Here is a 23998-nt window from a genome sequence, read left to right on the forward strand (position 1 = left end):
GATGTCCTTCGACAACGCCTATGAGGGGCTCGCCGAGGAGCACGACGACGCCCGGTGGGCCTACGGTTCCGGCTTCCACGACGAGATGTCCACAGTGGACAGAGCGATCCCGGCAGCGGTGGACCGCGCGGATCTGGCCGCGTACGCGCTGATGCTCGGCGACGACGCGCTGATCCTGTCCCAGCGCACCGCCGAATGGTGCTCCAACGGCCCGGAGCTGGAGGAGGACGTGGCGCTGGCCAACATCGCGCTCGACCTGCTCGGCCAGGCCCGGCTGCTGCTCACCAGGGCGGGCGAGGTCGAGGGCGAGGGGCGGGACGAGGACCGGCTGGCCTACTTCCGGGACGAGATCGACTTCCGCAATGTGCGCCTGGTCGAGCAGGACAACGGCGACTTCGCGCAGACCATCGCCCGGCTGCTGCTGTTCTCCTGCGCCCGGCTGGCGTTGTTCGTCCGGCTCTCTGCCTCCGCGGATCCGGTGCTCGCGGCGGTCGCGGCCAAGGGCGTCAAGGAGCTGGCCTACCACCGCGATCACGCGGCGCAGTGGACGGTCCGGCTCGGCGACGGCACCGAGGAATCGCACCGGCGGATGCAGGCCGGGCTGGACCGGGTCTGGCCCTACCTGGAGGAGCTGTTCACCACGCACCCGGTGGAGCAGCGGCTGGCCGCCGCCGGCGTCGCGGTGGATCCCGGTGAACTACGCGCCGAGGTGGACGCGGTGCTGGACCAGGTCCTGTCCGCCGCCACCCTGACCCGCCCCGACCTCGCCCCGATGGCCACCGTGAGCGGCCGGGCCGGGCGGGACGGCGTGCATTCCCGGCCGATGGGCTTCCTGCTGGCCGAACTGCAGCACATCGCCCGCTCCCAGCCGGACGCGGTCTGGTGACCGCGATGGCACCGTCCACAGTGGACTACGCGCGCCAGGTGGCCGAGCAGGTGCTCGACCCGGAGCTGCCCGTGCTCACCCTGGCCGAACTGGGTGTGCTGCGCGCGGTCGAACTGGCCGGGGACACCGTGCTGGTCACCATCACGCCCACCTACTCCGGCTGCCCTGCCCTGGACGAGATGCGCGCCGACCTGCGCAAGGGCTTGCGCGAAGCCGGGTTCGCGCGGGTCGAGGTGCGCACCGTGCTGAGCCCGGCCTGGACCACCGACTGGATCAGCGAGGACGGCCGCCGCAAGCTCGCCGAACACGGCATCGCCCCGCCCCGCCGGATCGGCCCCAAGCTGGCCGGACCCATCCCGCTGCGGCTGGACCCGCCCAGCGCGGTGGTGCCCTGCCCGCGTTGCGGATCGCGGGACACGGTGGAGCTGTCCCGGTTCTCCTCCACCGCGTGCAAGGCCCTGCGCAGCTGCTCGGCCTGTGCCGAACCCTTCGAGCACGTCAAGGAGATCTGATGGCCGCTCCGGCGATGTCGCGTGCCCGCGCGGCCTTCCACACCCTGGAGGTGGCCAGGGTCGACCAGCTCTGCGCGGACGCGGTCGCGGTCACCCTGGCGGTGCCCGATGACCTGCGCGCCGAGTTCGCCTTCCGGCCCGGCCAGTACCTGACCCTGCGCCGGATCAGCCCGGACGGCGTGGAGGAACGGCGCTCCTACTCGATCTGCGCCCCGCGCGGCCGGGCCCCGCAGATCGGCGTGCGCCGGGTCGACGGCGGGCTGTTCTCCTCCTGGCTGGTGGACGAACTGCGCGCGGGCGACCGGATCGACGTGCTGCCGCCCTCCGGCGGGTTCAGCCCGACCGAACTCGGCGGCCACCACGTGCTGCTGGCCGCGGGCTCGGGCATCACCCCGGTGCTCTCCATCGCGGCCACCCTGCTGGCCGACTGCCCGGACAGCCGGGTCACCCTCTTCTACGGCAACCGGCGCAGCGACACGGTGATGTTCGCCGAGGAGCTGGCCGACCTCAAGGACGCCTACCGCGGCCGCCTGCAGCTGGTGCACGTGCTCAGCCGGGAACGCGGCGACGTCGAGCTGTTCGCCGGACGGCTGGACGCCGGGCGGATCGGCAAGCTGCTGGACCTGCTGGTGCCGGTGGCCGAGATCGCGCACTGGTGGCTGTGCGGGCCCTACGGCATGGTCACCGCGGCCCAGCAGGTGCTGCTCGACCGGGCGGTGCCTGCCGAGCGGGTGCACCAGGAGCTGTTCTACGTCGACGAGCCGCCGCCCGAGCTGAACCGGGTGGAAGAGTCCATTGTGGACAGTGACGCGGCCGAGGTGGTGGTGTTGCTGGACGGCCGGGAGACAGTGCTCGCGCTGCCCCGGGACACCCCGATCCTGGACGCCGCGCAGCGGGTGCGGGCCGATCTGCCGTTTGCCTGCAAGGGCGGGGTGTGCGGCACCTGCCGGGCCAAGGTCACCGTCGGCGAGGTCCGGATGCGGCGCAACTTCGCGCTGGAGCGGCACGAGGTCGAGGCCGGGTTCGTGCTGACCTGCCAGGCGCTGCCGGTGACCGATCAGGTGACGGTGGACTTCGACGCCTGACCGGGTTGCGCGCGGCCGTAAATTGGGAGGGTGAGCACACTGCCCGGCATCCCGGGGCTGCCCGAGCGCGTCTCGCCGAGTCCGCTGGCGCACGCGCGGGACCCGCGGCTGCGGTCCCCGATGCTGCTCGGCGCGGGCGGCGGCGCGCTGATCTGCGTGCTGGCCACGGTGCTGCTGATGCCCGCCTCCCCGGCCAGGGACTGGCTGCTGCGGATCCTGCGCACCCTGCGTGGTGAACTGGACGTGGCCCGCGCGCTGGCCGAGACCGGGCGGCGGCTGCACGCAGGCGAGGACCATCCGGCCAGGGTGCGGCTGGCCACGGCGGTCGAGGAGTTCGCCGCCGCCGAACGGCAGCTGGGGGAGATCATCGTGAAACTGGCCGGAGCGCCCGAGCTGCATCGGGTGGGTGATGAGCTGCGCATGCTGGAACAACAGCTCCCGCTGCTGCGTCAGAACCACCATGACTGACCGGAATCGCCGGCCGGGCAATCCGGTCCTGACCGGGTTCCTCATCGGTTACGGCGTGGTGTTCCTGCCGTTCCTGTTGCTGCTGCTGGTCAGCGGGTCCTTCGTCGGCGGCACGGCGGTCATCGCGGTGCTGTCGTTGCTGTTCGGCCCGGCCCTGGTCGGCGGGCTGCCCGGCCTGCTCATCGGCGGCGTGGTCATGGGCGTCACCTCGATCGCCGACCGCAACCGCCCCGCACTGCCCCCGCAGCAGCCCTACCGGATGCCGCTGCCGCCGCCGCGGGTCAACGACGCCTGGTCCCGGCTGCTGGAGGCCTGCGAGCAGCCGGTGCAGCGCTGTGACCAGGCACTGGCCGCGGTGCCGCCGTCACCGGCCAAGGACTGGCTTGGCCAGATCGTGGCCACCATGCGGGCCGAGCTGCCCACCGCGCGCGGCCTGGCCGAGACCGGCCGCCGCCTGCACCCGGACCGGCAGCCCCGGCTGAACGAGCACCCGCTCTACCGCAGGCTCTACGCCGCGACCCAGGAGTTCGCCGCCACCGAGCGGCGGATCGGCGAGGTGATCACGCAGCTGGTCGCCCAGCCCGATCTCAAGCGGGTGGACAACCAGCTCCAGCTGCTGGAGCAGCAGCTCCCGCACCTGCGTCCGGCCGACTGAGCAGACGTCGCCTGATCAGTTCGTTTCCCGGCGGAAGGCCCGGTCCCGCTGTTACGGTTCGGCCGAATGGGGGGAGGGCCGGACCGAGTGCGTCAGAGGACCTCATGTCAGCCAAGTTTCGCCTGCTCACCGGAGTGCTCGCGCTAGCCGTGCTCGCGGCCGGGTGCACCACCACCGTCTCCGGCACCCCGACGGCGGGTGCGCAGGCGCCCACCGGCGCCGCCCGGCCCAGCAGCACCGGTCGGCCGGGCGCGCCCCCGGAGGCGGACAAGTCCTCCGAAACCGTGGTCGCGCTGATGAAGAAGATCCAGGAAACCGACATCTGCGCCCTGCACGACCAGGAGTTCCTGAAGAAGTTCGGGCCCAAGGTGGTCAGCACCAATGGGCCGGGCTTCAACGGCTGCGCCGGGATCGGCGGCACGCCCAACGCCGAGCACTTCTGGCTGTTCGAGCTGGTGCTCGGCGCACCGTATGAGGCGAAGGACCGGACCAAGGACAAGTCCGAGGACGTCGGCGGCCGCAAGGTCTACTTCCCGAACGTCAGCGGCACCAACGACGACACCTGCCACGCCAAGATCCAGCTCGGCCAGACCGACTTCGGCGCCACCATGCGTGCCCGGATGGTGCCCAACACCGGCAAGCCGGCGCCCTGGCCGGAGCGCTGCCAGCAGGCAGGCGCCTACCTGGCCCTGCTCGCGCCGAAGCTGGAGTCCCCGCCCGCGCGCACCGCCGCCGCGGACGGCAGGCTGCTGGGCAAGGACCCGTGCGCGAAGAAGGACCAGATCGTCGGGCTGTACCCGGAGTACCAGCTGCAGGCCGTGGAGTACGTCAATCCGTACGACTGCCGGATCCGCTTCGTCAAGGGCGATGAACCGCTGAAGCTGCTGGTCAGCGTGACCTGGGACCGGGACGACGAGCCCAGCCTGACCAGTTTCGGCAGCCAGCGCGTGGAGAAGATCGAGATGGGCGGCCTGTCCGGGATCCGGCGGACCTCCGCCGATGTGGGCCGGGGCGGCAGTTGCTTCACCTCGCTCACGGTGAAGCCGGGCGAGAAGGACGTGAAGTTCAGCGCCCACCTGGTCCAGGTGGAGGCCGACCTGACCATCGACTTCAGCAAGCCGGCCACCGGCAAACCGGTGCCGCCTGCTCCGTGCGGACCGGTCAACCAGGCGACCGAGCTGGTGCTCTCCGGGATCTAGGTCCCCTTGTGGGTCAGCAGACGTGCGTACCGGCGGCCGCGCAGTTCCAGGCGCTGCCGCCGGTTCAGCAGCACGTGCAGGAACAGCGTGACCGCGCCGAGCACTCCGGCGAACACCATCGGGCCGACCGCCTCCGCCCAGATGCCCAGCGCCAGCAGCACCAGGCTCACCCCGAGACCGAGCACCAGCGGGGCGTAGCGCACGCCGGGGCTCCACACCCAGGACTCGCCGGCCTCGGCCTCGGTCCGCAGGGCGGTGGCGGCCTCGGTGAGCGGCGCGTCCGCCAGGCCCAGCCCGAGGATCCGGTCGGCCAGTGCCCGGCAGGTCGCCGCCTGCGACCGGGAGATGATCATCGGCGCGCCGCCGCGGGTGTGCGCCCGGATATCAAGACTGTGCGCCCACAACGCCAGGCCGAGGTGGAAGCGAGTCACCGGATCGCCGTGCTGCCGGGCGAACCTGGACTCCATGATGGACAGCGCGGGCTGGGTGGCGCCGGTGGCCAGCAGCGCCACCACCTCGCCCAGCGCCGCGACCTCACTGCCCGGGTCCTGGGCGAGCGCGGTGCGGTAGCCGGTCAGCGCGCCCTCGTGGTCGCCGGCCATGGCCAGTTCGTCGGCCGCCAGCACCTGCTCCCGCGCGGGCGAGTCAGCTGACCCGTCCGGTCGCCACTTGCTGTGCACGATGGTCCGCAGCCGGTCCGTCTGGACTTCGGTGGTCATGGATGAAGTGTCGCGATAACGGTCGAATGTTCTGTGACCTATGACGCAGTGGGGCTGCTCCGCCGGGGCTAGCTTCCACGAGTGCCTCCAGACGGCAAGCCCAGGCAGCTCAGTTCCTTGGCGCTGGGCGCGTTACTCGCGCTCGGCTGGCTCACCGCGAGCGGTGCGGCGATCGCGCTGGTCACGCTGACCGGCGACAGCTACGAGGAGTACCCGGTGGAGACGACGGTGCGGACCACCGAGCCGTACCCGACCACCTTCCGCACCACCATCCGGACCACCACCACCCGCCGCACGACGCCCACCACCCCAGGCTGGTTCAGCACCACCACGGGTGAGACCACCACGACCACCGGCCCGTTCGGTGGATTCGGAGGCCAGCGGTGACCGAGAGCGTGCTGCCCTGGGCCAGTGCCGCCAACCGCCACGCGGAACGGGCGCCCTGGCGGCGGGAGGACGAGACCACCCGCTACCTGTGCTCGGCCGCCCACCTGGACCAGGAGTTCGCCGATCAGGCCATCCGGGAGACGCTGGTGGAACCGCTGCGCGCGGTGCCGCCGACCCCAGGGGTCAACCTCGGCGCGGTGCTGCGCGAGGCGGTGGCGGCCCGGATGCGCCGCCGGATCCGGGACGCCATCCTGCTGCTCTGCCTGCTCGGCGTGCTCTACACCGGCACCTACCTGTTCGTGCTGTGGCTGCTCTACGCCATCGCCTGGAGCTACCTCGCGCCCCGGCACGCCGCCGGTCAGCGCTCCACCCTGCTGCGCGAGTGGGGCGGGGTGGTCAAGCTGGAGGTGGTGCGCCGGACCCGCCGCTGGGTGCTGATCCTGTTCCTGGTGCTGGCCGCGCTGCTGGCGGCCAACCAGTTCGCGCCCGCGCAGACCCGCCGGGCCGCGGCCACCCCGGAACTGGTCGACGGCGGTCTGCTGCCCTGGTTCTTCGTGCTGACCGGCCTGCTGGTGGTGCTCGCCGACGAGTTCGTGCTGGCCGCGTTGCTGAGCCGCAGTTTCCGCGCGGGACCGGGTTTCCAGGCCAACCCCAGCCGGGACACCTGGGCGGGGGAGAAGCTGTTCCGCGGCCTCGGCTCGCGCCGGATGCGCCGGGAACTGACCCGGTTCGAGCAGGCCGAGCAGGACAGCGATGTGCTGGTGTACCGGGACTACCACCCCTTCGTCGGCAGCGGCGTCCCGTTCCAGCCCTGGTCCATCGCGCTGCCGCTGGACCCGGCAGGCCAGACCGTGCCGGCCGCGTTCACCCTCACCGAGCTGTACGAGCACGTCACCGTCGAACTGGGCAAACTCGGCGGCTCCGCCTCGCTGTCCCCGGAACGCCGGCTCGGCGGCCTCACCCCCCGGCACCAGGTCGTGGTCTCCGCGGAAACCCTGCTGGACCACCTGCACGACGAACGCGCGGGCTGGGTGCTGCCCGACGTGGACGCCGCCCCGAAGCGCACGCTGACCGCCGACCAGGTCGCCGAACTGCGCGAACGCCCACTGGAGTGGATGCGCTACTACCGCTGCTTCCAGGTCGAGACCTGGGACCGCAACCTGGTCGTCTCCATCTACCTGCACCTGGGCGCGGACGACCGGATGCTCTACCTGGAGTGGACCCCGTGCGTGCTGCGCCCGGTGGCCGAGCACTACCGGATCGCCGACCGCCGCCCGGCCACCCCGTGGGCGCCGATCCGGCACGCCATCGGCAGTCTGCTCAGCCTGCCGGTCACCGCCCCGCGCCGGGTCCAGGCCCTGTTCCGCACCCTGCGCCCGCTGCCGCAACCACACGGGATGCTGGTGCCGGACAAGTACGGCGCAGCGGCCAGCCTGCGCGAACTCACCGCCGACGAGGACCTGGCCAACTACTTCCAGCGCAAGGACCTGGAGCGCTATCTCCAGCTGCTGGAGGGCCGGGCCTTCCGCGCCATCGGCGAGTTCCTCACCACCCGCGGCCTGTCCGTGGTCGAGTTCCAGGCCAGGGCCAACCAGGTGATCAACAACCACATCGACAACACCGGCGGCAGCCTCAACTTCGTCGGCGGCAACGTGGACGGGAAATCGGTGCAGGCCAGGGACGTCGGCGGCGGCGTCAGCCAAGGTGGGGCGAAGGACTGACGCCCGCCTGCCACCAGGACAGCACGTCAGCGGCCGCGGCCGGGGTGGCCACCAGCATCCCGTCCGCGGGCAGCGAGCGCCGCCGCCCGTGCCGGTCCAGGATCACCGCCCCCGACTCCAGCGCCAGCGCGATCGAGCCGGCCACGTCCCACTCCTGGTAGCTGTCCAGCACCGCGGCCACCGCGTGCCCGAGCGCGACCTGGGCCACCGCCAGCGCGGCCGAGCCCAGCACCCGCACCCCGGTGTGCGCCTGGGCCGCGGCGGTGATGAACTCGCCCATGCCCGGCCAGGGGCCCGCGCGGGTGAGTTCGGCGCAGACGATCCCGCCGGCCACCCCGGCGTGCGGGTCCAGCCGCACCGGCGCGCCGTTGGCCCGGATGCCCCGGCCCCTGGCCGCCGCGTAGATCTGGCCCCGGTACGGATCGGCCACCACGCCGACCACCGGGCCCGCGCTGTCCATCAGCGCCAGGCTGTAGGCGCACCACGGGATGCCGGCCACGTAGTTGGCGGTGCCGTCCACCGGGTCGACCAGCCACCGGTACTCCGCGCCGGGCGGATGCGCCTCGGCGCCGAACTCCTCGGCGATCACCGGGATGCCGGGGAACTCCTTGGCCAGCACCCGGCGGGTGTGCCGCTCCAGGGTGTGATCCGTGTCGGTCACCCAGTCGAATGGATTCGCCCGGGTCTCCGGGTGCGCGCCGCGGCCAGCGGTGGCGGTGATCACGTCGGCCGCGTCATTGGCCAGCCGGCCCGCCACCTCCAGCGCCCGGGACAAAAGCCCTGGTTCGACGGGGTGTGGTGGCGCTGGGGGCACGACGGTCATGCCGACCTAGCCTGACCGCGTACGGTGTCAGTGACGCGAAGCGAAGGTGACGTGTCGGGGATCACCAGGTCAAGACTGCGGTTCGGCCTTCTGCCGGGGTAGTTCGGAAGGGAGCTGAGCAGGCGAGGTGGCGGCACCGTGAGCGAGCAGGACAACGAGGAGTTCGACAACAGTTCCGCGGCACGTCATGCCGGTGTCGGCCCATGGGCCGGAGCTGGCGGCACCGTGAGTCCCGTGCGAGTCGCGATCGTGACCGAGAGCTTTCTGCCGCAGGTGAACGGCGTGACGAACTCCGTCATGCGGGTACTGGAACATCTGCGTCGGTCGGGGCATGAGGCGCTGGTCATCGCGCCCGGCAACGGCGTCACCGAATACTGCGGCTACCCGGTCGTGCGGGTGCCCGAACTACAGCTGCCCGTGCTGAAGGCCCAGCCCATCGGCTGGCCCAGCCGCAAGATCCTCAAGGCGTTGCAGGACTTCCGGCCGGATGTCGTGCACCTGGCCTCGCCGTTCGTGGTCGGCGCCCGCGGCCTGGTGGCCGCGCGCAAGCTGGGCATCCCGGCGGTGGCGGTCTACCAGACCGATGTGGCCGGCTTCGCCTCCTCCTACGGCCTCGGGCTCACCGCCCGCGCCGCCTGGAAGTGGACGAAGTGGCTGCACACCATGGCCGACCGCACGCTGGCCCCCTCCACCTGGGCCGTGCAGGCCCTGGAGGAACACGGCATCCCGCGGGTGCACCGCTGGGCCCGCGGCGTGGACACGGTCCGGTTCAACCCCGGCAAGCGCGATGACGCCCTGCGCGCCCGGCTGGCCCCCAACGGCGAGCTGCTGGTCGGCTACGTCGGCCGGGTCGCGCTGGAGAAGTGCGTGGACCGGCTGGGCCCGCTGCACGACATGCCGGGTGTGCAGGTGGTGGTGGTCGGCGACGGTCCCGAACTGGGGCACATGCGCAAGCTGCTGCCGGACGCGCATTTCCTCGGCTTCCGCGGCGGCGACGAACTGGCCACCGCCTACGCCAGCCTGGACGTGTTCGTGCACACCGGGCCGTATGAGACCTTCTGCCAGGCCGTGCAGGAGGCGCTGGCCTCCGGCGTGCCCGCGCTGGCCCCGGACGCGGGCGGACCGCGCGACCTGGTCACCCCCGGCCGCACCGGCTTCCTGCTGCCGCCCTTCGACGCCGACGCGCACGCCGAGGCGATGTGCGCCGCGATCAACACCCTGCGAGACCCGGTGCTGCGCGCGAAGTACGGCGCGGAGGCCCGGAAATCGGTGCTCCGGCGCACCTGGCCTGCCGTGTGTGACGAACTCCTCGGCCATTACGCCGAGGTCACATCCCTGCCGGCGGCGGACAGCCACGCCGCGTAGGGCACCCTGGAGGGGTTCAGCTCCCGACTAACAAGGACCGGTGCCCGATGCGGATCGTGCAGCTCGCGAACTTCTACGGCCCGCGTTCGGGCGGCCTGCGCACCGCGCTGAACCACCTGGGCGCCGGGTACGTGGCCGCGGGGCACGAGGTGGTGCTGATCGTGCCCGGCCCGCGCCGGGACGACGAGGTGCTGGCCTCCGGCGTGCGCAGGATCACCCTGCCCGCGCCGAAGGTGCCGTTCATGGCCGGCTACCGGGTGGTCGACCCGGTCCGGGTGCAGTCGCTGCTGAGCAAGCTGCGGCCGGACCGGCTGGAGGTCTCCGACCGGATCACCCTGCGCGGCATGGGCCGCTGGGCCAGCAAGCGCGGGGTGCCCAACGTGGTGATCTCGCATGAGCGCTTCGACCGGCTGCTGGAGCAGTTCTTCCTGCCCGGACCGGCCGCCCGCCGGGTCGCCGACTGGGCCAACACCCGGATGGCCGCCGGGTACGAGACCGTGGTGTGCACCACCGAGTTCGCCCGCGAGGAGTTCGACCGGATCGGCGCGGACAACGTGCTGCGGGTGCCGCTGGGCGTGGACCTGGAGACCTTCACCCCGGCCCGGCACGACGCCGCGTTGCGCACCGAGCTGGCCGGCGGCGCGGAGAATCTGCTTGTCCACTGTGGACGGTTGTCGGTGGAGAAGCACGTGGAGCGCAGCGTGGACACCCTGGCCGAGCTGCACGAGTCCGGCCAGGACGTGCGGCTGGTGATCGCCGGGGACGGCCCGCGCCGGGAGTCCCTGGAACGCAGGGCGGCCGGCCTGCCGGTGACCTTCCTTGGCTTTGTGAACTCGCGCACCGACGTGGCCGACCTGCTGGCCACCGCGGACGTCTCGCTGGCCCCCGGCCCGCACGAGACCTTCGGCCTGGCCGCCCTGGAGGCACTGGCCTCCGGCACCCCGGTGGTGGTCTCCCAGTCCTCCGCGCTGCGCGAGATCGTCCGCCCGAACTGCGGCGCGGCCGTGCCCGACTACGCCCGCGCCTTCGCAGGCGCGGTCACCGAACTGCTGGACAAGCCAGAGGACGGCCGCCGCGCCGCCGCCCGCGCCCGCGCCGAGCAGTTCCCCTGGCCGCGGGCCGTGGACGGGATGCTCGCGGCGATGCAGGTAAGTCCATAAGTACGCTGCCCTCATGGTCAGGGCTGGTTTGGACAAGAACCCGCGCGAAGTAGCCGAGATGTTCGACGGCGTCGCGCGGCGCTACGACATCACCAACACCGTGCTCGCCATGGGCATGGACCGGCGCTGGCGGGTCAAGACCACCCGCGCGCTGGACCTCAAGCCCGGCGACCGGGTGCTGGACCTCGCGGCCGGGACCGCGACCTCCACCGCGGACCTGGCCAGCACCGGGGCCTGGTGTGTGGCCGCGGACTTCTCCCTCGGCATGCTGCAGCGCGGCAAACGGCGCGGGCTGCCGATGGTGGCCGCCGACGGCCTGCGGCTGCCCTTCGCCGACGGGGTCTTCGACGCGGTCACCGTCTCCTTCGGGCTGCGGAACATGCAGGACACCGCCACCGCGCTGGCCGAGCTGGCCAGGGTCACCCGCTCCGGCGGGCGGATGGTGATCTGCGAGTTCTCCCGCCCGGTCTGGGGTCCGATGCGGCTGGGCTACCACACCTACCTGCGCACCTTCCCGGTGATCGCGCGCCGGTTCTCCTCCAACTCCACCGCGTACTCCTACCTGGCCGAGTCCATCAAGGACTGGCCGGAGCAGCGCGCGCTGGCCGAGCTGATCTCGGCGGCCGGCTGGGAGGACGTGGCCTGGCGCAACCTCACCGGCGGGGTGGTCGCCCTGCACCGCGCGGTCAAGCCCTGACCACCGACTACACTCCGATCAGGACTTCGTGAAGAAGTTCACAAGCTTGCCCCGAATGACTGAGGAGCCTCGATGACCACCGCGACCAGCCGACGTCAGCCCCATGAGGACGCCGAGGTCATCGTGGTCGGCGCCGGTCCCGCCGGCTCCACCGCGGCCACCTACCTGGCCCGTGCGGGCCTGGACGTGCTGCTGCTGGAGAAGAGCGAATTCCCGCGCGAGAAGGTCTGCGGCGACGGCCTCACCCCGCGCGGCGTGAAGCAGCTCATCGACCTGGGCATCGACACCCGCGAAGAGGCGGGCTGGCTGCACAACCGCGGCCTGCGGGTGGTCGGCGGCGGCGTCACCATGGAGCTGGACTGGCCGGACCTGGCCACCTTCCCGCCCTACGGCGTGGTCCGCCCGCGCCAGGACTTCGACGAGATGCTGGCCCAGACCGCGCAGCTCGCGGGGGCCCGGCTGGTGCAGAACACGCACGTGACCGGCGCGGTGACCGATGAGCGCACCGGCCGGGTGATCGGCGTGACCGCCAACGCGGGCAAGGAGAAGACCCCGGTCACCTACCGCGCCCCGCTGGTGCTGGCCTGCGACGGCGTCTCCGCCCGGCTGGCCCTCTCGGTCGGCCTGGAGAAGCGGGACGACCGCCCGATGGGCATCGCGGTCCGCCGCTACTACGACTCCCCGCGCAGCAAGGACGACTACCTCGAATCGCACCTGGAGCTGTGGGACAAGGCCACGCCCGGTGAGCCCAAGCTGCTGCCCGGCTACGGCTGGATCTTCGGCATGGGCGACGGCACGGTGAACGTGGGGCTGGGCATCCTGTCCACCTCCAAGGCCTACGGCAAGGTCGACTACCGCCAGCTGCTGCGCTCCTGGCTGGACGGCACCCCCGAGGAGTGGGGCCTGCGCGAGGCCAACGCGATCGGCAAGGTCGGCGGCGCCGCGCTGCCGATGGGCTTCAACCGCACCCCGCACTACCGCAACGGTCTGCTGCTGGTGGGCGACGCGGGCGGCATGGTCAACCCGTTCAACGGCGAGGGCATCGGCTACGCCATGGAAAGCGCCCGGCTGGCCGCTGAATGCGTGGTGCACGCCCTGGCCCGGCCGGAGGGGCTCAGCCGCGAGCGGGCCCTGCACCGGTACCCGGTGGCCGTCTCCGAGGCCCTTGGCGGCTACTACCGGCTCGGCAACATCTTCAGCAAGCTCATCGGCAACCCGACGATCATGCGCACCGCCACCAAGTACGGCATGCCGATCAAGCCGCTGATGCGCTTCGTGCTCAAGCTGCTGGCCGGCCTGTACGACCCCAAGGACGGCGACGCGATGGACCGCGTGATCAACGCCGCCACCAAGCTGGCGCCCAGCGCCTGACCCACCCGACGAGTTGGCCCAACTCGTACGCCCACTTTGCCCAAGTGGCCGTACGAGTTGGGCCAACTTGCGCTGCGGGGTGGGCCGTTCGGTGGTACCTACTGATCTTGACGGAGTAGGCCTGGCGAACGGGGTTGACGGCTTGGTCCCGGCGCGCGAGAGCGGTGGGACAGGTCATACACTTGCCCATTGGAGTTCGTGAACGAGTTCACAAGCTCCGCCAGCGGCTCTCGAAGTAGTTAGGTGAACCTTACTACAAGGGGTGCCGCACCGGGTGCCTAGGGTGCCATCGGACGGCGGCTGTGAAGGCTGCTGACGAGCGCGGATGTGGAAAGGACGGCGGCGGGACAGTGCTCCACCCATACCTCCCCCTCGTGCTGATGTTCTTGCTGGCCTTGGTCTTCGCCCTGGGCTCGGTGACCGTGGCGCCCTACATCGGGCCCCGCCGGTACAACAAGGCCAAGCTCGACGCGTACGAGTGCGGAATCGAGCCCTCGCCCCAGCCAGTGGTCGGCGGTGGGCGGATGCCAGTCGCCTATTACCTGACGGCGATGCTGTTCATCCTGTTCGACATCGAAATGGTGTTCCTCTACCCCTTCGCGGTGACCGCGGGCCAGCTCGGTCTGTTCGGCCTGGTAGAGATCGCCCTCTTCATCGGCACGGTCGGCTTCGCCTACGTCTACGTGTGGCGGCGCGGCGGCCTGGACTGGAGCTGAGTCATGGGTCTTGAGGAGAAGCTGCCCAACGGAATCCTGTTGGCCAGCGTGGAGAAACTGGTCAACTGGTCGCGCAAGTCCTCACTGTGGCCCGCCACCTTCGGCCTGGCCTGCTGCGCGATCGAGATGATGACCACCGGCGCCCCGCGCTACGACCTCGGCCGCTTCGGCATGGAGGCCTTCCGCGCCTCCCCGCGCCAGGCCGACCTGATGATCGTCGCGGGCCGGGTCACCAACAAGATGGCTCCGGTGCTGCGCCAGATCTACGACCAGATGCCCGAACCGCGCTGGGTGCTGGCGATGGGCGTGTGCGCCTCCTCCGGCGGCATGTTCAACAACTACGCCGTGGTCCAGGGCGTCGACCACATCGTGCCGGTGGACATGTACCTGCCGGGCTGTCCGCCGCGGCCGGAGATGCTGCTGGACGCGATCCTGAAGATCCACGCCAAGATCATGGACGAGCCGCTCGGGCCCAAACGGGCCGCGCTGCGTGCCGCCAGCGGCGCGCGCACCGAGATGATCCCGTCCTCCGTCCGGTACGCCAAGAAGAAGTGATCGGCAGTGACTGACGCGAATCTTCCCGAGCCCAAGGGCGGCGCCCACAGCTCGGCGGACATGACCCAGGCCGACCACGAGGAGCACCTGGCCGCGGGCGGTGTCGTGGCCGGCAAGAACCGCAAGGGCATGTTCAACGTCAGCGGCTCGGGCGACACCTCCGGTTTCGGCGGTCTCGTCCTGCCCGCCTACGCGCCCGCGCCCAGCGAGCGGCCCTACGGCGGCTGGTTCGACGAGTTCGTCGACGAGCTGTCCATGGCCATGGCGGAGAAGGGCATCCCGGCCGACGCGGTGCAGCAGATCACCGTCGACCGCGGCGAGATCACCTTCTACATCCGCCGCGAGCACCTGCTCGAACTGTGCAGGCTGCTCCGCGACGACCAGGCGCTGCGCTTCGAGCTGTGCAGCTCGGTATCCGGCGTGGACTACGGCGTGGACGTGCCGCAGCGGCTGCACTCGGTCTACCACCTGACCTCGATGACCTACCGCCGCCGGATCCGGCTGGAAGTGGCGATGGACATCGAGGACCCGCACCTGCCCAGCGTGGTCGAGGTCTACCCGACCGCGGACTGGCAGGAGCGCGAGGCCTGGGACATGTTCGGCATCGTCTACGACGGCCACCCCGCGCTGACCCGGATCCTCATGCCGGACGACTGGGACGGCCACCCCCAGCGCAAGGACTACCCGCTCGGCGGGATCCCGGTCGAGTACAAGGGCGCGGAAATTCCTCCGCCGGACCAGAGGCGGTCTTACTCATGAGCCACGAACGTCTCGCCGACGTCACCAACGGCACCGACACCAGCCCCGAGGGCAGCGACAGCGCCGAGACCAAGGCCGGTGCAAACGATCCGTACGCCGCGGACACCCGTCGCACCACCGAGGGCCCGGTCTACACCGTCAGCGGCGGTGACTGGGACGAGGTGCTCGAGGACGCCACCCACGACGAGCGCATCGTCATCAACCTGGGTCCGCAGCACCCCTCCACCCACGGCGTGCTCCGCCTGGTGCTGGAACTGGAGGGCGAGACCGTCACCCAGGCCCGCTCGGTGATCGGCTACCTGCACACCGGCATCGAGAAGAACGTCGAGTACCGCAACTGGACCCAGGGCGTCACCTTCGTGACCCGGATGGACTACCTGGCCCCGCTGCACAACGAGACCGCCTACTGCCTGGCCATCGAGAAGCTGCTCGGCGTCGAGGCGCCCCGGCGCGCGCAGACCATCCGCGTGCTGCTGATGGAACTCAACCGGATCAGCTCGCACCTGGTCGCGCTGGCCACCGGCGGCATGGAACTGGGCGCGCTGACCGCGATGACCGCGGGCTTCCGCGAGCGCGAAGAAGTCCTGCACCTGCTGGAACACCTCACCGGCCTGCGGATGAACCACGCGTTCATCCGGCCAGGCGGGCTGTCCCAGGACCTGCCGGATGACTACCACGAGAAGATCACCGACTTCCTCAAGGTGATGGACTCCCGGCTGCCCCAGTACGACAAGCTGCTCACCGGCCAGCCCATCTGGCGCCGCCGCCTCGAAGGCGTCGGCTACCTGCCCCTCGATGGCTGCATGCAGCTGGGCATGACCGGACCGATCCTGCGTTCGGCCGGGCTGCCCTGGGACCTGCGCAAGGTCGAGCCCTACTGCGGCTACGAGGAATACGACTTCGAGGTCCCCACCGCCACCGAGGCCGACTGCTTCGCCCGCTACCTGCTGCGGGTCGAGGAGATCCACCAGTCGCTCAAGATCGTCAAGCAGTGCCTGACGAAGCTGGAGCCCGGCCCGGTGATGGTCGCGGACGGCAAGATCGCCTGGCCCGCGCAGCTGACCATCGGCTCCGACGGCATGGGCAACTCGCTCGAACACGTGCGCAAGATCATGGGCCAGTCGATGGAATCCCTCATCCACCACTTCAAGCTGGTGACCGAGGGCTTCGACGTGCCGGCCGGGCAGGTGTACGTGCCGGTGGAGTCCCCGCGCGGCGAACTGGGTTACCACCTGGTCTCCGACGGCGGCACCCGCCCGCTGCGCGTGCACGTGCGCGAACCCAGCTTCGTGAACCTGCAGTCGATGCCCGCGATGAGCGAGGGCAGCCTGGTCGCCGACGTGATCGCCGCGGTGGCCTCGATCGACCCGGTGATGGGTGGTGTGGACCGATGACGACAACCCCGGAACGAGTGTCCGAAGTGGACAGTGCTGATGCCTCGCTGTTCGCGGACATCGTTGACAAGGCCAAGCAGATCGTGGCGCGCTACCCGCAAAGCCGGTCCGCGCTGCTGCCCATGCTGCACCTGGTGCAGTCGGTGGAGGGCTTCGTCAGCCAGGCGGGCATCGCCTTCTGCGCCGAGCAGCTCGACCTGGCCAAGGCCGAGGTCAGCGCGGTCGCGACCTTCTACACCATGTACAAGCGCAAGCCCTGCGGCGAGCACCTGGTGAGTGTCTGCACCAACACCTTGTGCGCGGCCCTGGGCGGCGACGCGATCTACGGCAAGCTGCGCGAGCACCTCGGCGTCGGCCACGAGGAGACCGCGGGGGAACCCGGCACTCCCGGCTCGGTCACCATCGAGCACGCCGAATGCCTGGCCGCCTGCGACCTCGGCCCGGTGCTCCAGGTCAACTACGAGTTCTACGACAACCAGACGCCCGAAACGGCACTGGAACTCGTCAAGGCGTTGCAGCGCGGGGAGAAGCCCAACCCCACCCGCGGCGCCCCGCTGACCGACTTCAAGCAGGCCGAACTCCAGCTCGCCGGGTTCTTCGAGGGCCGCGAGCCCGACGTGGCAGGCCCCTCCGCCGCGGTGGAGACCCTGCGCGGAGCCAAGATCGCCCACGAGCGCGGCTGGACCGCTCCGGTCATGCCGGAGGACGTCCCGCTGCCTGCCGTCCCAGAGAAGAAGTGAGGGTGGCATGCCCGAGCCGTTGACGCCGGTGCTCACCAAGCGCTGGCTCTCGCCGACATCCTGGACGCTGCGCACCTACGAGCAGCTGGAGGGCTACACCGCCCTCCGCAAGTCGCTCACCGCGCACCCGGACCAGCTCATCCAGCTGTGCAAGGACTCCGGTCTCCGCGGTCGCGGTGGCGCCGGCTTCCCCACCGGCCTCAAGTGGGGCTTCATCCCGCAGGGCGATGGCAAGCCGCATTACCTGGTGATCAACGCCGATGAGGGCGAACCGGGCACCTGCAAGGACATCCCGCTGATGATGGCCGATCCGCACTCGCTGATCGAGGGCTGCATCATCACCTCCTACGCGATCCGGGCCAACTTCTGCGCGATCTACGTGCGCGGCGAGGTCCTGCACTGCATCCGCAGGCTCAACGCCGCGGTGCAGGAGGCCTACGCCGCCGGGTACCTCGGCAAGAACATCCTGGGCAGCGGGTTCGACCTCGACATCGTGGTGCACGCCGGAGCCGGCGCGTACATCTGCGGTGAGGAGACCGCCCTGCTGGACTCGCTGGAGGGCAAGCGCGGCCAGCCCCGGCTCAAGCCGCCCTTCCCGGCCACCGCGGGTCTGTACGCCTCGCCCACCGTGGTGAACAACGTCGAGACCATCGCTTCGGTTCCCTACATCGTCAACGGCGGCTCCGGCTGGTTCCGCGAGATGGGCCGCGAGCGTTCCCCCGGGCCGACCATTTACTCGCTGTCCGGGCACGTCACCAACCCCGGCCAGTACGAGGCGCCGATGGGCACCACGCTGCGCGAGCTGCTGGAGCTGGCCGGTGGCATGAAGGACGGCATCCCGCTGAAGTTCTGGACGCCGGGTGGTTCCTCCACCCCGCTGTTCACCACCGAGCACCTCGATGTGCCGCTGGACTTCGAGGGCGCGGCCGAGGCCGGTTCCATGCTGGGCACCAAGGCACTGCAGATCTTCAACGAGACCGTGTCCGTGCCCTGGGCCGTGATGAAGTGGACCGAGTTCTACAAGCACGAGTCCTGCGGCAAGTGCACCCCCTGCCGGGAGGGCACCTACTGGCTGGTGCAGATCCTGCAGCGGATGGTCCGCGGCGAGGGCACCCCCGCCGACGTGGAGACCCTGCTGGACATCTGCGACAACATCCTCGGCCGGTCCTTCTGTGCCCTGGGCGACGGCGCGACCAGCCCGATCACCAGCGCCATCAAGTACTTCCGGCACGAGTTCCTCGAACTGTGTGCGAGCAACGCCGGCAACGCGCAGGCCGCACTGGCCGGAGCAGGAGCGCACTGACATGACCGTCGCACCCGAGAAGAACTCCGAGACCGCCCCGGTGCCCGCCGGGCACGTCAAGCTGACCATCGACGAGCGCGAGGTCATCGCGCCCAAGGGCGAGCTGGTCATCCGCGCCGCCGAACGGCTGGGCATCGTGGTGCCGCGCTTCTGCGACCACCCGCTGCTGGAGCCGGCCGGAGCCTGCCGCCAGTGCCTGGTGGACGTGGAGATGGGCGGCAGGCCGATGCCGAAGCCGCAGGCCTCCTGCACGCTCACGGTGGCCGACGGCATGGTGGTCCGCACCCAGCACACCTCGCCGGTGGCGGACAAGGCCCAGCAGGGCGTGATGGAGCTGCTGCTCATCAACCACCCGCTGGACTGCCCGATCTGCGACAAGGGCGGCGAGTGCCCACTGCAGAACCAGGCGCTCAAGCACGGTCGCACCGAGTCCCGCTTCGTCGAGACCAAGCGCACCTTCCCCAAGCCGATCCCGATCTCCACCCAGGTGCTGCTGGACCGCGAGCGCTGCGTGCTCTGCCAGCGCTGCACCCGCTTCTCCGACCAGATCGCCGGCGACCCGTTCATCGAACTGCTCGAACGCGGCGCGCAGCAGCAGATCGGCATCGCCGAGGGCAAGCCGTTCCAGAGCTACTTCTCCGGCAACACCATCCAGATCTGCCCGGTCGGCGCGCTCACCAGCGCGGCCTACCGGTTCCGCTCCCGGCCGTTCGACCTGGTCTCCACCCCCGGTGTGTGCGAGCACTGCGCCGGTGGCTGCGCGACCCGCGTCGACACCCGGCGCGGCAAGGTCATGCGGCGGCTGGCCGGGGACGACCCCGAGGTCAACGAGGAATGGCTGTGCGACAAGGGTCGCTTCGCCTTCGTCTACCCGACCCTGCCCGACCGGATCCGCCGCCCGCTCGTCCGCGATGAGAGCGGCGAGCTGGTCGAGTCCTCCTGGACCGAGGCGCTGCGGGTGGCGGCCGACGGCCTGGCCAAGGCCAGGGACGGCAAGGGCGTCGGCGTGCTGCCCGGCGGCAGGCTGACCGTCGAGGACGCCTACGCCTACAGCAAGTTCGCTCGGGTCGCCGCGCGCACCAACGACATCGACTTCCGGTCCCGGCCGCACTCGGATGAGGAACTGGCGCTGCTGTCCTCCTCGATCGTGGGCGTCACCCCGGACACCGGGGTCACCTACGGCGCGGTCGAGGCCGCGCCCGCGGTGCTCTGCGTGGGCCTGGAGCCCGAGGAGGAAGCCGGGATCCTGTTCCTGCGCCTGCGCAAGGCGGCGCGCACGGGCCGGACCAAGGTCTTCCACCTCGGCCAGTACACGACCCCCGCGGTGCGCAAGACCTTCGGCACGCTGATCCCCGCGGTGCCCGGCGGCGAACCCGCCACGCTGCGCGCGCTGCCCGCCGACGCGGACACCGCACTGCGCGGTGGCGGCGCCGTGGTGCTGCTCGGCGCTCGCGCGGTCGAGGTGCCCGGCCTGATCTCGGCCGCGGTCGAGCTGGCCACCGCCACCGGCGCCACCCTGGCCTGGATCCCGCGGCGCGCCGGTGAGCGCGGCGCGGTCGAGGCCGGCGCGCTGCCCACGCTGCTGCCCGGCGGCCGCCCGGTCACCGACTCCGACGCCCGCGCCGAGATCGAACTGGCCTGGGGAGTGGAGGCGGGTGCGCTGCCCGCGACCGCGGGCCGGGACGCGGCGGGCATCCTCGCCGCGGCCGTCGACGGCGAGCTGGACGCGCTGCTCGTCGGTGGCGTCGACCCGGGTGACTTCGGTGACCCGGCCGCCGCGCTGGCCGGCGTCAAGGCCGCTGGTTTTGTTGTCTCCCTTGAGCTTCGGCACTCCGCGGTGACCGAGCACGCCGATGTGGTGCTGCCGGTGGCCGCCTCGGTCGAGCGCGCGGGCAGCTACCTCAACTGGGAGGGCCGCCGCCGCGAGTTCAAGGCGGCGCTGGACGTGGCGGGCGTGGTCCCGGACTGCCGGGTGCTGGACACCCTGGCGATCGAGATGGACTCCGACCTGTTCACCCAGACCCCGGCCGCCGCGGCCGCGGACCTGGCCCGGCTGGGCACGCACCGCGGCGCCCGCCCGGTGTTCACCCCGGCCGCCGACCCCGGCGCCCCGCTGCTGACCAACGGGCACCTGGTGCTGGCCAGCTGGACCCAGATGCTGGGCAACTCCTCGCTGCAGGACGGCGAACCCGCGCTGGCGGGCACCGCCCGTCCGGTGGTGGCCCGGCTGGCCCCGGCCACCGCCGACAAGCTCGGCCTGACCGAGGGCGCCCCTGTCAGCGTGGCCACCGAAGCCGGTTCGATCACGCTGCCACTGGAACTGGCCGACCTGCCCGAGCAGGTCGTGTGGCTGCCCGGCAACTCGGGCACCTCCACCGTGCGCCGCACCCTGGGCGCCGGGCACGGCGCTCTCGTCACCGTCACCGACGGAGGAAACGCATGAACCCGGGCGAAGTCGGACGGCTGCTCGCCGACGATCCGTGGTGGCTGAGCCTGATCAAGGTGCTCGCCGTCTTCATCTTCCTGGTGGTCCTGGTGATCGGCCTGGTCTGGGGCGAGCGCCGGGTGGTCGGGTTCATGCAGCAGCGGCCCGGCCCCAACCGGGCAGGCCCCTTCGGCATGCTGCAGTCACTGGCCGACGCGCTGAAGATGGCCTTCAAGGAGGACATCCGGCCGGTCATGGCGGACAAGTGGGTCTACTTCCTGGCCCCGGTCCTCTCCGCGGTGCCTGCCTTCCTGGCCTTCTCGGTGATCCCGTTCGGGCCGAAGGTCGAGATGTTCGGCTACGAGACCGCGCTGCAGATCGCGGACGTGCCGGTGGGCATCCTGGTGGTGCTGGCCTGCGCCTCGGTCGGCGTCTACGGCATCGTGCTCTCCGGCTGGGCCTCCGGCTCGCCGTACCCGCTGCTCGGCTCGCTGCGCTCGGCCGCGCAGGTGATCTCCTACGAGATCGCGATGGGCCTCTCGATCGTCTCGGTGATCCTGTTCGCCGGGTCGCTGTCCACCGCCGACATCGTGGCCGCGCAGTCCCACGGCGTCTGGTTCGTGATCACCCTGCTGCCCAGCTTCGTGATCTACGTGATCTCCATGGTCGGTGAGACCAACCGGGCCCCGTTCGACCTGCCCGAGGCCGAGTCGGAGCTGGTCGGTGGCTTCCACACCGAGTACTCGACCTCGCTGAAGTTCGCCATGTTCTTCCTCGCCGAGTACATCAACATGGCCACCGTCTCGGCGCTGGCCACCACGTTGTTCCTCGGTGGCTGGCAGGCGCCGTTCGGGCTGCACCTCATCGGCGACGGGTTCCTCAACACCGGCTGGTGGCCGGTGCTGTGGTTCCTCGGCAAGATGCTGGCGTTCCTGTTCTTCTTCGTGTGGCTGCGCGCCACCCTGCCCCGGCTGCGCTACGACCAGTTCATGCAGCTGGGCTGGAAGGTGCTGGTCCCCAGCGCGCTGGTCTGGTTCGTCGCGGTGACCGTGGTGAAGTACATCAACACCACCCCGGACATCTCGACCTCCCAGTACCTGATCTTCGGTGGGGCCGGCCTCGCCGTGCTGATCCTGCTGGTCTTCCTGATCCCGGAGCGCGAGGTGCCGGAGGAACGGATCCAGGTGGCCGGCAGCGGCTACCCGATCCCGCCGCTGGACCTCGCGGTGCCCAAGCCCCCCAAGCGCCGGACCCCCGTGGCCGCCGCGCAGCAGAGTTCCACGCCGGCCGCGATCGGCACCGAAGGCGGAAAGGAGGCTGGCGATGGGACTGTTTGATCCCATCAAGGGCTTCGGCGTCACCTTCTCGACGATGTTCCGGAAGGTCGTCACCGAGGAATATCCCGAGGTCATGAAGGTCACCGCGCCGCGGTACCACGGTCGCCACCAGCTCAACCGGCACCCGGACGGCCTGGAGAAGTGCGTCGGCTGCGAGCTGTGCGCCTGGGCCTGTCCGGCGGACGCGATCTTCGTCGAGGGCGGTGACAACACCGAGGAGGCCCGCTTCTCGCCGGGCGAGCGCTTCGGGGCGATCTACCAGATCAACTACCTGCGCTGCATCGGTTGCGGTCTCTGCATCGAAGCCTGCCCGACCCGTTCGCTGACCATGACGAACGAGTTCGAGCTGGCCGACGACAACCGGCAGAACCTGATCTACACCAAGGAACAGCTGATGGCGCCGCTGCTGGAAGGCATGGAGCAGCCGCCGCACCCGATGCGCCTCGGTGAGAACGAGCAGGACTACTACGTCAACGGGCCGCAATTGGCCCGCGGCGAGAAGCCTGCCGAGGGGGCCGTGCGTTGAGTTCCGTCATCGCCATCCTCGCCCAGGCCCCGCCGGCGGCGCCGGACACCATGTTCCTCGGTGAGCAGATCCTGTTCTGGGTGCTCGGGCCGGTCGCGCTGGCCGGCGCGCTGGGCATGCTCTTCGCCCGCAACGCCGTGCACTCGGCGCTGTTCCTGGTGCTGACCATGCTCAGCCTGGGCGTGCTCTACATCGCGCAGCAGGCGCCGTTCCTGGGCGTGGTGCAGATCATCGTCTACACCGGCGCGATCATGATGCTGTTCCTGTTCGTGCTGATGCTGGTCGGCAGGGACAGTTCGGACTCGGTGGTGGAGGTGCTGCGCGGGCAACGGCTCGCGGCCACCTTCCTCGGCCTCGGCTTCGCCGCGCTGATCGTCTCCGCGCTGGCCCGCGCACTGACCTCGGTGCCCTCGGTCGGCCTGAGCAAGGTCAACGGCGAGGGCGGCCCCGGCAACGTGGTCGGCATCGGACAGAAGCTGTTCACCGACTACGTCTTCGCCTTCGAGCTGACCTCGGCGCTGCTGATCACCGCCGCGCTCGGCGCGATGCTGCTGGCCTTCGTGGACAAGGAACACTCCACCAAGCGCAGCCAGCGCGAGCTGGTCGGCGCCCGCCTGCGCGGCGAGCACGACCGGCCCTCGCCGCTGCCCGGTCCCGGTGTGTTCGCCACCGCCAACTCGGTGGCCACCCCGGCGCTGCTGCCGGACGGCTCGGTCGCGCCGGAATCGCTGTCCAAGATCATCGAGGCCACCTCGCGTGAGCGCCTCGCCGACGACATCACCGAGGTCGCGGGCACCGGCGCCCAGCCGGACGCGCACGCGCTCACCGGGCCGTCCGATAAGGACACCGACAAGCCCGGTACCGAGGAGGGGAAGGCATGACCCCCACCTACTACCTGTTGCTGTCCGCGCTGCTGTTCTCCATCGGCGCGGTGGGCGTGCTGGTCCGGCGGAACGCCATCGTCGTGTTCATGTGCATCGAGCTGATGCTCAACGCGGTGAACCTGACCCTGGTGACCTTCTCCCGGATCAACGGCGCGCTGGACGGCCAGGTGATGGCCTTCTTCGTGATGGTCGTCGCGGCGGCCGAGGTGGTCGTCGGACTCGCGATCATCATGTCGATCTTCCGCACCCGCCGCTCGGCCTCGGTCGACGACGCCAACCTGCTCAAGTACTGAGGTGCAGACGGTGAAGGG

At 70.7% G+C, this 23998-nt stretch carries 25 protein-coding genes; 23 read left to right on the forward strand and 2 right to left on the reverse strand.

All coding sequences use genetic code 11. The annotated features are described in order from the left end of the window. The first annotated feature begins 1 nt into the window (after nt 1). From paaC to MZC64_RS02745, 6 genes are all read left to right on the forward strand, one after another. Entirely contained in the window at nt 2–886 is an 885-nt protein-coding gene (paaC, locus tag MZC64_RS02720) for a 1,2-phenylacetyl-CoA epoxidase subunit PaaC (RefSeq protein WP_247755492.1), read from the forward strand. A gap of 5 nt (nt 887–891) precedes the next feature. Continuing rightward, nucleotides 892–1398 carry a 1,2-phenylacetyl-CoA epoxidase subunit PaaD gene (paaD, locus tag MZC64_RS02725; protein WP_247756226.1) on the forward strand — a complete coding sequence of 169 codons (507 nt, stop codon included), beginning with the start codon at nt 892–894 and terminating at the stop codon, nt 1396–1398. Next, entirely contained in the window at nt 1398–2483 is a 1086-nt protein-coding gene (paaE, locus tag MZC64_RS02730; RefSeq protein ID WP_247755493.1) for a 1,2-phenylacetyl-CoA epoxidase subunit PaaE, read from the forward strand. Before paaD ends, paaE begins: the two co-directional genes overlap by 1 nt. Before the next feature lie 30 nt (nt 2484–2513). Beyond that, nucleotides 2514–2951, forward strand: coding sequence for a hypothetical protein (locus tag MZC64_RS02735; protein ID WP_247755494.1), 438 nt, complete (start codon nt 2514–2516; stop codon nt 2949–2951). Further along, nucleotides 2944–3606 carry a hypothetical protein gene (locus MZC64_RS02740; RefSeq protein WP_247755495.1) on the forward strand — a complete coding sequence of 221 codons (663 nt, stop codon included), beginning with the start codon at nt 2944–2946 and terminating at the stop codon, nt 3604–3606. The genes MZC64_RS02735 and MZC64_RS02740 overlap by 8 nt, the downstream gene beginning before the upstream one ends. 104 nt (nt 3607–3710) lie before the next feature. Beyond that, nucleotides 3711–4805 carry a DUF3558 domain-containing protein gene (locus MZC64_RS02745; RefSeq protein WP_247755496.1) on the forward strand — a complete coding sequence of 365 codons (1095 nt, stop codon included), beginning with the start codon at nt 3711–3713 and terminating at the stop codon, nt 4803–4805. Here MZC64_RS02745 and MZC64_RS02750 read toward each other — a convergent pair. After that, nucleotides 4802–5524 carry a tetratricopeptide repeat protein gene (locus MZC64_RS02750; protein WP_247755497.1) on the reverse strand — a complete coding sequence of 241 codons (723 nt, stop codon included), beginning with the start codon at nt 5522–5524 and terminating at the stop codon, nt 4802–4804. The genes MZC64_RS02745 and MZC64_RS02750 overlap by 4 nt on opposite strands. Nucleotides 5525–5605: 81 nt before the next feature. Here MZC64_RS02750 and MZC64_RS02755 point away from each other — a divergent pair, with 81 nt between their 5' ends. Continuing rightward, nucleotides 5606–5911: a hypothetical protein gene (locus tag MZC64_RS02755; RefSeq protein ID WP_247755498.1), complete on the forward strand. Its 306-nt coding sequence runs from the start codon at nt 5606–5608 to the stop codon at nt 5909–5911. Beyond that, nucleotides 5908–7632 (forward strand): hypothetical protein, encoded by a 1725-nt coding sequence (locus tag MZC64_RS02760; RefSeq protein ID WP_247755499.1) that lies wholly within the window; start codon nt 5908–5910, stop codon nt 7630–7632. Before MZC64_RS02755 ends, MZC64_RS02760 begins: the two co-directional genes overlap by 4 nt. On the opposite strand, the gene MZC64_RS02765 is transcribed toward MZC64_RS02760, so the two are convergent. Further along, the gene (locus MZC64_RS02765; protein ID WP_247755500.1) at nt 7607–8455 is read right to left on the reverse strand and encodes an inositol monophosphatase; all 849 of its coding nucleotides are present in this window, start codon (nt 8453–8455) and stop codon (nt 7607–7609) included. The genes MZC64_RS02760 and MZC64_RS02765 overlap by 26 nt on opposite strands. Nucleotides 8456–8593: 138 nt before the next feature. On the opposite strand from MZC64_RS02765, the gene MZC64_RS02770 reads away from it, so the two are divergent. The 15 genes from MZC64_RS02770 to nuoK all read left to right on the forward strand — a co-directional run bounded on the left by MZC64_RS02770 (nt 8594) and on the right by nuoK (nt 23980). Beyond that, nucleotides 8594–9820, forward strand: coding sequence for a glycosyltransferase family 1 protein (locus MZC64_RS02770; RefSeq protein ID WP_308300948.1), 1227 nt, complete (start codon nt 8594–8596; stop codon nt 9818–9820). Nucleotides 9821–9867: 47 nt separating this feature from the next. Continuing rightward, complete coding sequence (locus MZC64_RS02775; protein WP_247755501.1) at nt 9868–10980, forward strand: glycosyltransferase family 1 protein; 1113 nt, start codon at nt 9868–9870, stop codon at nt 10978–10980. A 13-nt stretch (nt 10981–10993) separates the two neighbouring features. Further along, nucleotides 10994–11677: a demethylmenaquinone methyltransferase gene (locus MZC64_RS02780; RefSeq protein ID WP_247755502.1), complete on the forward strand. Its 684-nt coding sequence runs from the start codon at nt 10994–10996 to the stop codon at nt 11675–11677. Nucleotides 11678–11749: 72 nt separating this feature from the next. Next, entirely contained in the window at nt 11750–13048 is a 1299-nt protein-coding gene (locus MZC64_RS02785; protein ID WP_247755503.1) for a geranylgeranyl reductase family protein, read from the forward strand. Between the two features lie 350 nt (nt 13049–13398). Beyond that, on the forward strand, nt 13399–13764 hold the full coding sequence (locus tag MZC64_RS02790) for an NADH-quinone oxidoreductase subunit A (RefSeq protein ID WP_185010054.1): 366 nt from the start codon (nt 13399–13401) through the stop codon (nt 13762–13764). Nucleotides 13765–13767: 3 nt separating this feature from the next. After that, nucleotides 13768–14319 (forward strand): NADH-quinone oxidoreductase subunit B family protein, encoded by a 552-nt coding sequence (locus MZC64_RS02795; RefSeq protein ID WP_185000556.1) that lies wholly within the window; start codon nt 13768–13770, stop codon nt 14317–14319. Between the two features lie 60 nt (nt 14320–14379). Continuing rightward, nucleotides 14380–15078 carry an NADH-quinone oxidoreductase subunit C gene (locus MZC64_RS02800; RefSeq protein ID WP_247756229.1) on the forward strand — a complete coding sequence of 233 codons (699 nt, stop codon included), beginning with the start codon at nt 14380–14382 and terminating at the stop codon, nt 15076–15078. Beyond that, nucleotides 15075–16472 carry an NADH-quinone oxidoreductase subunit D gene (locus tag MZC64_RS02805; protein WP_247755504.1) on the forward strand — a complete coding sequence of 466 codons (1398 nt, stop codon included), beginning with the start codon at nt 15075–15077 and terminating at the stop codon, nt 16470–16472. The genes MZC64_RS02800 and MZC64_RS02805 overlap by 4 nt, the downstream gene beginning before the upstream one ends. Further along, nucleotides 16469–17212, forward strand: coding sequence for an NADH-quinone oxidoreductase subunit NuoE (gene nuoE, locus MZC64_RS02810; RefSeq protein WP_247755505.1), 744 nt, complete (start codon nt 16469–16471; stop codon nt 17210–17212). Before MZC64_RS02805 ends, nuoE begins: the two co-directional genes overlap by 4 nt. A 7-nt stretch (nt 17213–17219) precedes the next feature. Beyond that, nucleotides 17220–18515, forward strand: coding sequence for an NADH-quinone oxidoreductase subunit NuoF (nuoF, locus tag MZC64_RS02815; RefSeq protein WP_247755506.1), 1296 nt, complete (start codon nt 17220–17222; stop codon nt 18513–18515). A 1-nt stretch (nt 18516) separates the two neighbouring features. Then, entirely contained in the window at nt 18517–20958 is a 2442-nt protein-coding gene (locus MZC64_RS02820; RefSeq protein ID WP_247755507.1) for an NADH-quinone oxidoreductase subunit G, read from the forward strand. Further along, complete coding sequence (nuoH, locus tag MZC64_RS02825; protein WP_247755508.1) at nt 20955–22277, forward strand: NADH-quinone oxidoreductase subunit NuoH; 1323 nt, start codon at nt 20955–20957, stop codon at nt 22275–22277. The genes MZC64_RS02820 and nuoH overlap by 4 nt, the downstream gene beginning before the upstream one ends. After that, nucleotides 22264–22803 (forward strand): NADH-quinone oxidoreductase subunit NuoI, encoded by a 540-nt coding sequence (gene nuoI, locus MZC64_RS02830; protein WP_247755509.1) that lies wholly within the window; start codon nt 22264–22266, stop codon nt 22801–22803. The genes nuoH and nuoI overlap by 14 nt, the downstream gene beginning before the upstream one ends. Before the next feature lie 50 nt (nt 22804–22853). Beyond that, nucleotides 22854–23684, forward strand: a complete 831-nt coding sequence (locus MZC64_RS02835) for an NADH-quinone oxidoreductase subunit J (RefSeq protein WP_247756230.1) — start codon at nt 22854–22856, stop codon at nt 23682–23684. Then, complete coding sequence (nuoK, locus tag MZC64_RS02840) at nt 23681–23980, forward strand: NADH-quinone oxidoreductase subunit NuoK (protein WP_185000548.1); 300 nt, start codon at nt 23681–23683, stop codon at nt 23978–23980. The genes MZC64_RS02835 and nuoK overlap by 4 nt, the downstream gene beginning before the upstream one ends. Nucleotides 23981–23998 lie beyond the last annotated feature (18 nt).

Origin of the sequence: Crossiella sp. S99.2, assembly GCF_023094165.1 — a bacterium.
GTDB lineage: Bacteria > Actinomycetota > Actinomycetes > Mycobacteriales > Pseudonocardiaceae > Crossiella.

Coding starts and splice junctions, on each gene's coding strand:
- MZC64_RS02750 (WP_247755497.1), bottom strand. CDS start 5,524: ATGACCACCGAAGTCCAGACGGACCGGCTGCGGACCATCGTGCACAGC.
- nuoE (WP_247755505.1), top strand. CDS start 16,469: ATGACGACAACCCCGGAACGAGTGTCCGAAGTGGACAGTGCTGATGCC.
- MZC64_RS02835 (WP_247756230.1), top strand. CDS start 22,854: ATGTTCCTCGGTGAGCAGATCCTGTTCTGGGTGCTCGGGCCGGTCGCG.
- MZC64_RS02780 (WP_247755502.1), top strand. CDS start 10,994: ATGGTCAGGGCTGGTTTGGACAAGAACCCGCGCGAAGTAGCCGAGATG.
- nuoH (WP_247755508.1), top strand. CDS start 20,955: ATGAACCCGGGCGAAGTCGGACGGCTGCTCGCCGACGATCCGTGGTGG.
- MZC64_RS02820 (WP_247755507.1), top strand. CDS start 18,517: ATGACCGTCGCACCCGAGAAGAACTCCGAGACCGCCCCGGTGCCCGCC.
- MZC64_RS02785 (WP_247755503.1), top strand. CDS start 11,750: ATGACCACCGCGACCAGCCGACGTCAGCCCCATGAGGACGCCGAGGTC.
- MZC64_RS02765 (WP_247755500.1), bottom strand. CDS start 8,455: ATGACCGTCGTGCCCCCAGCGCCACCACACCCCGTCGAACCAGGGCTT.
- MZC64_RS02795 (WP_185000556.1), top strand. CDS start 13,768: ATGGGTCTTGAGGAGAAGCTGCCCAACGGAATCCTGTTGGCCAGCGTG.
- paaC (WP_247755492.1), top strand. CDS start 2: ATGTCCTTCGACAACGCCTATGAGGGGCTCGCCGAGGAGCACGACGAC.
- MZC64_RS02800 (WP_247756229.1), top strand. CDS start 14,380: ATGACCCAGGCCGACCACGAGGAGCACCTGGCCGCGGGCGGTGTCGTG.
- paaE (WP_247755493.1), top strand. CDS start 1,398: ATGGCCGCTCCGGCGATGTCGCGTGCCCGCGCGGCCTTCCACACCCTG.
- nuoF (WP_247755506.1), top strand. CDS start 17,220: ATGCCCGAGCCGTTGACGCCGGTGCTCACCAAGCGCTGGCTCTCGCCG.
- MZC64_RS02805 (WP_247755504.1), top strand. CDS start 15,075: ATGAGCCACGAACGTCTCGCCGACGTCACCAACGGCACCGACACCAGC.
- MZC64_RS02775 (WP_247755501.1), top strand. CDS start 9,868: ATGCGGATCGTGCAGCTCGCGAACTTCTACGGCCCGCGTTCGGGCGGC.
- nuoK (WP_185000548.1), top strand. CDS start 23,681: ATGACCCCCACCTACTACCTGTTGCTGTCCGCGCTGCTGTTCTCCATC.
- MZC64_RS02745 (WP_247755496.1), top strand. CDS start 3,711: ATGTCAGCCAAGTTTCGCCTGCTCACCGGAGTGCTCGCGCTAGCCGTG.
- paaD (WP_247756226.1), top strand. CDS start 892: ATGGCACCGTCCACAGTGGACTACGCGCGCCAGGTGGCCGAGCAGGTG.
- nuoI (WP_247755509.1), top strand. CDS start 22,264: ATGGGACTGTTTGATCCCATCAAGGGCTTCGGCGTCACCTTCTCGACG.
- MZC64_RS02740 (WP_247755495.1), top strand. CDS start 2,944: ATGACTGACCGGAATCGCCGGCCGGGCAATCCGGTCCTGACCGGGTTC.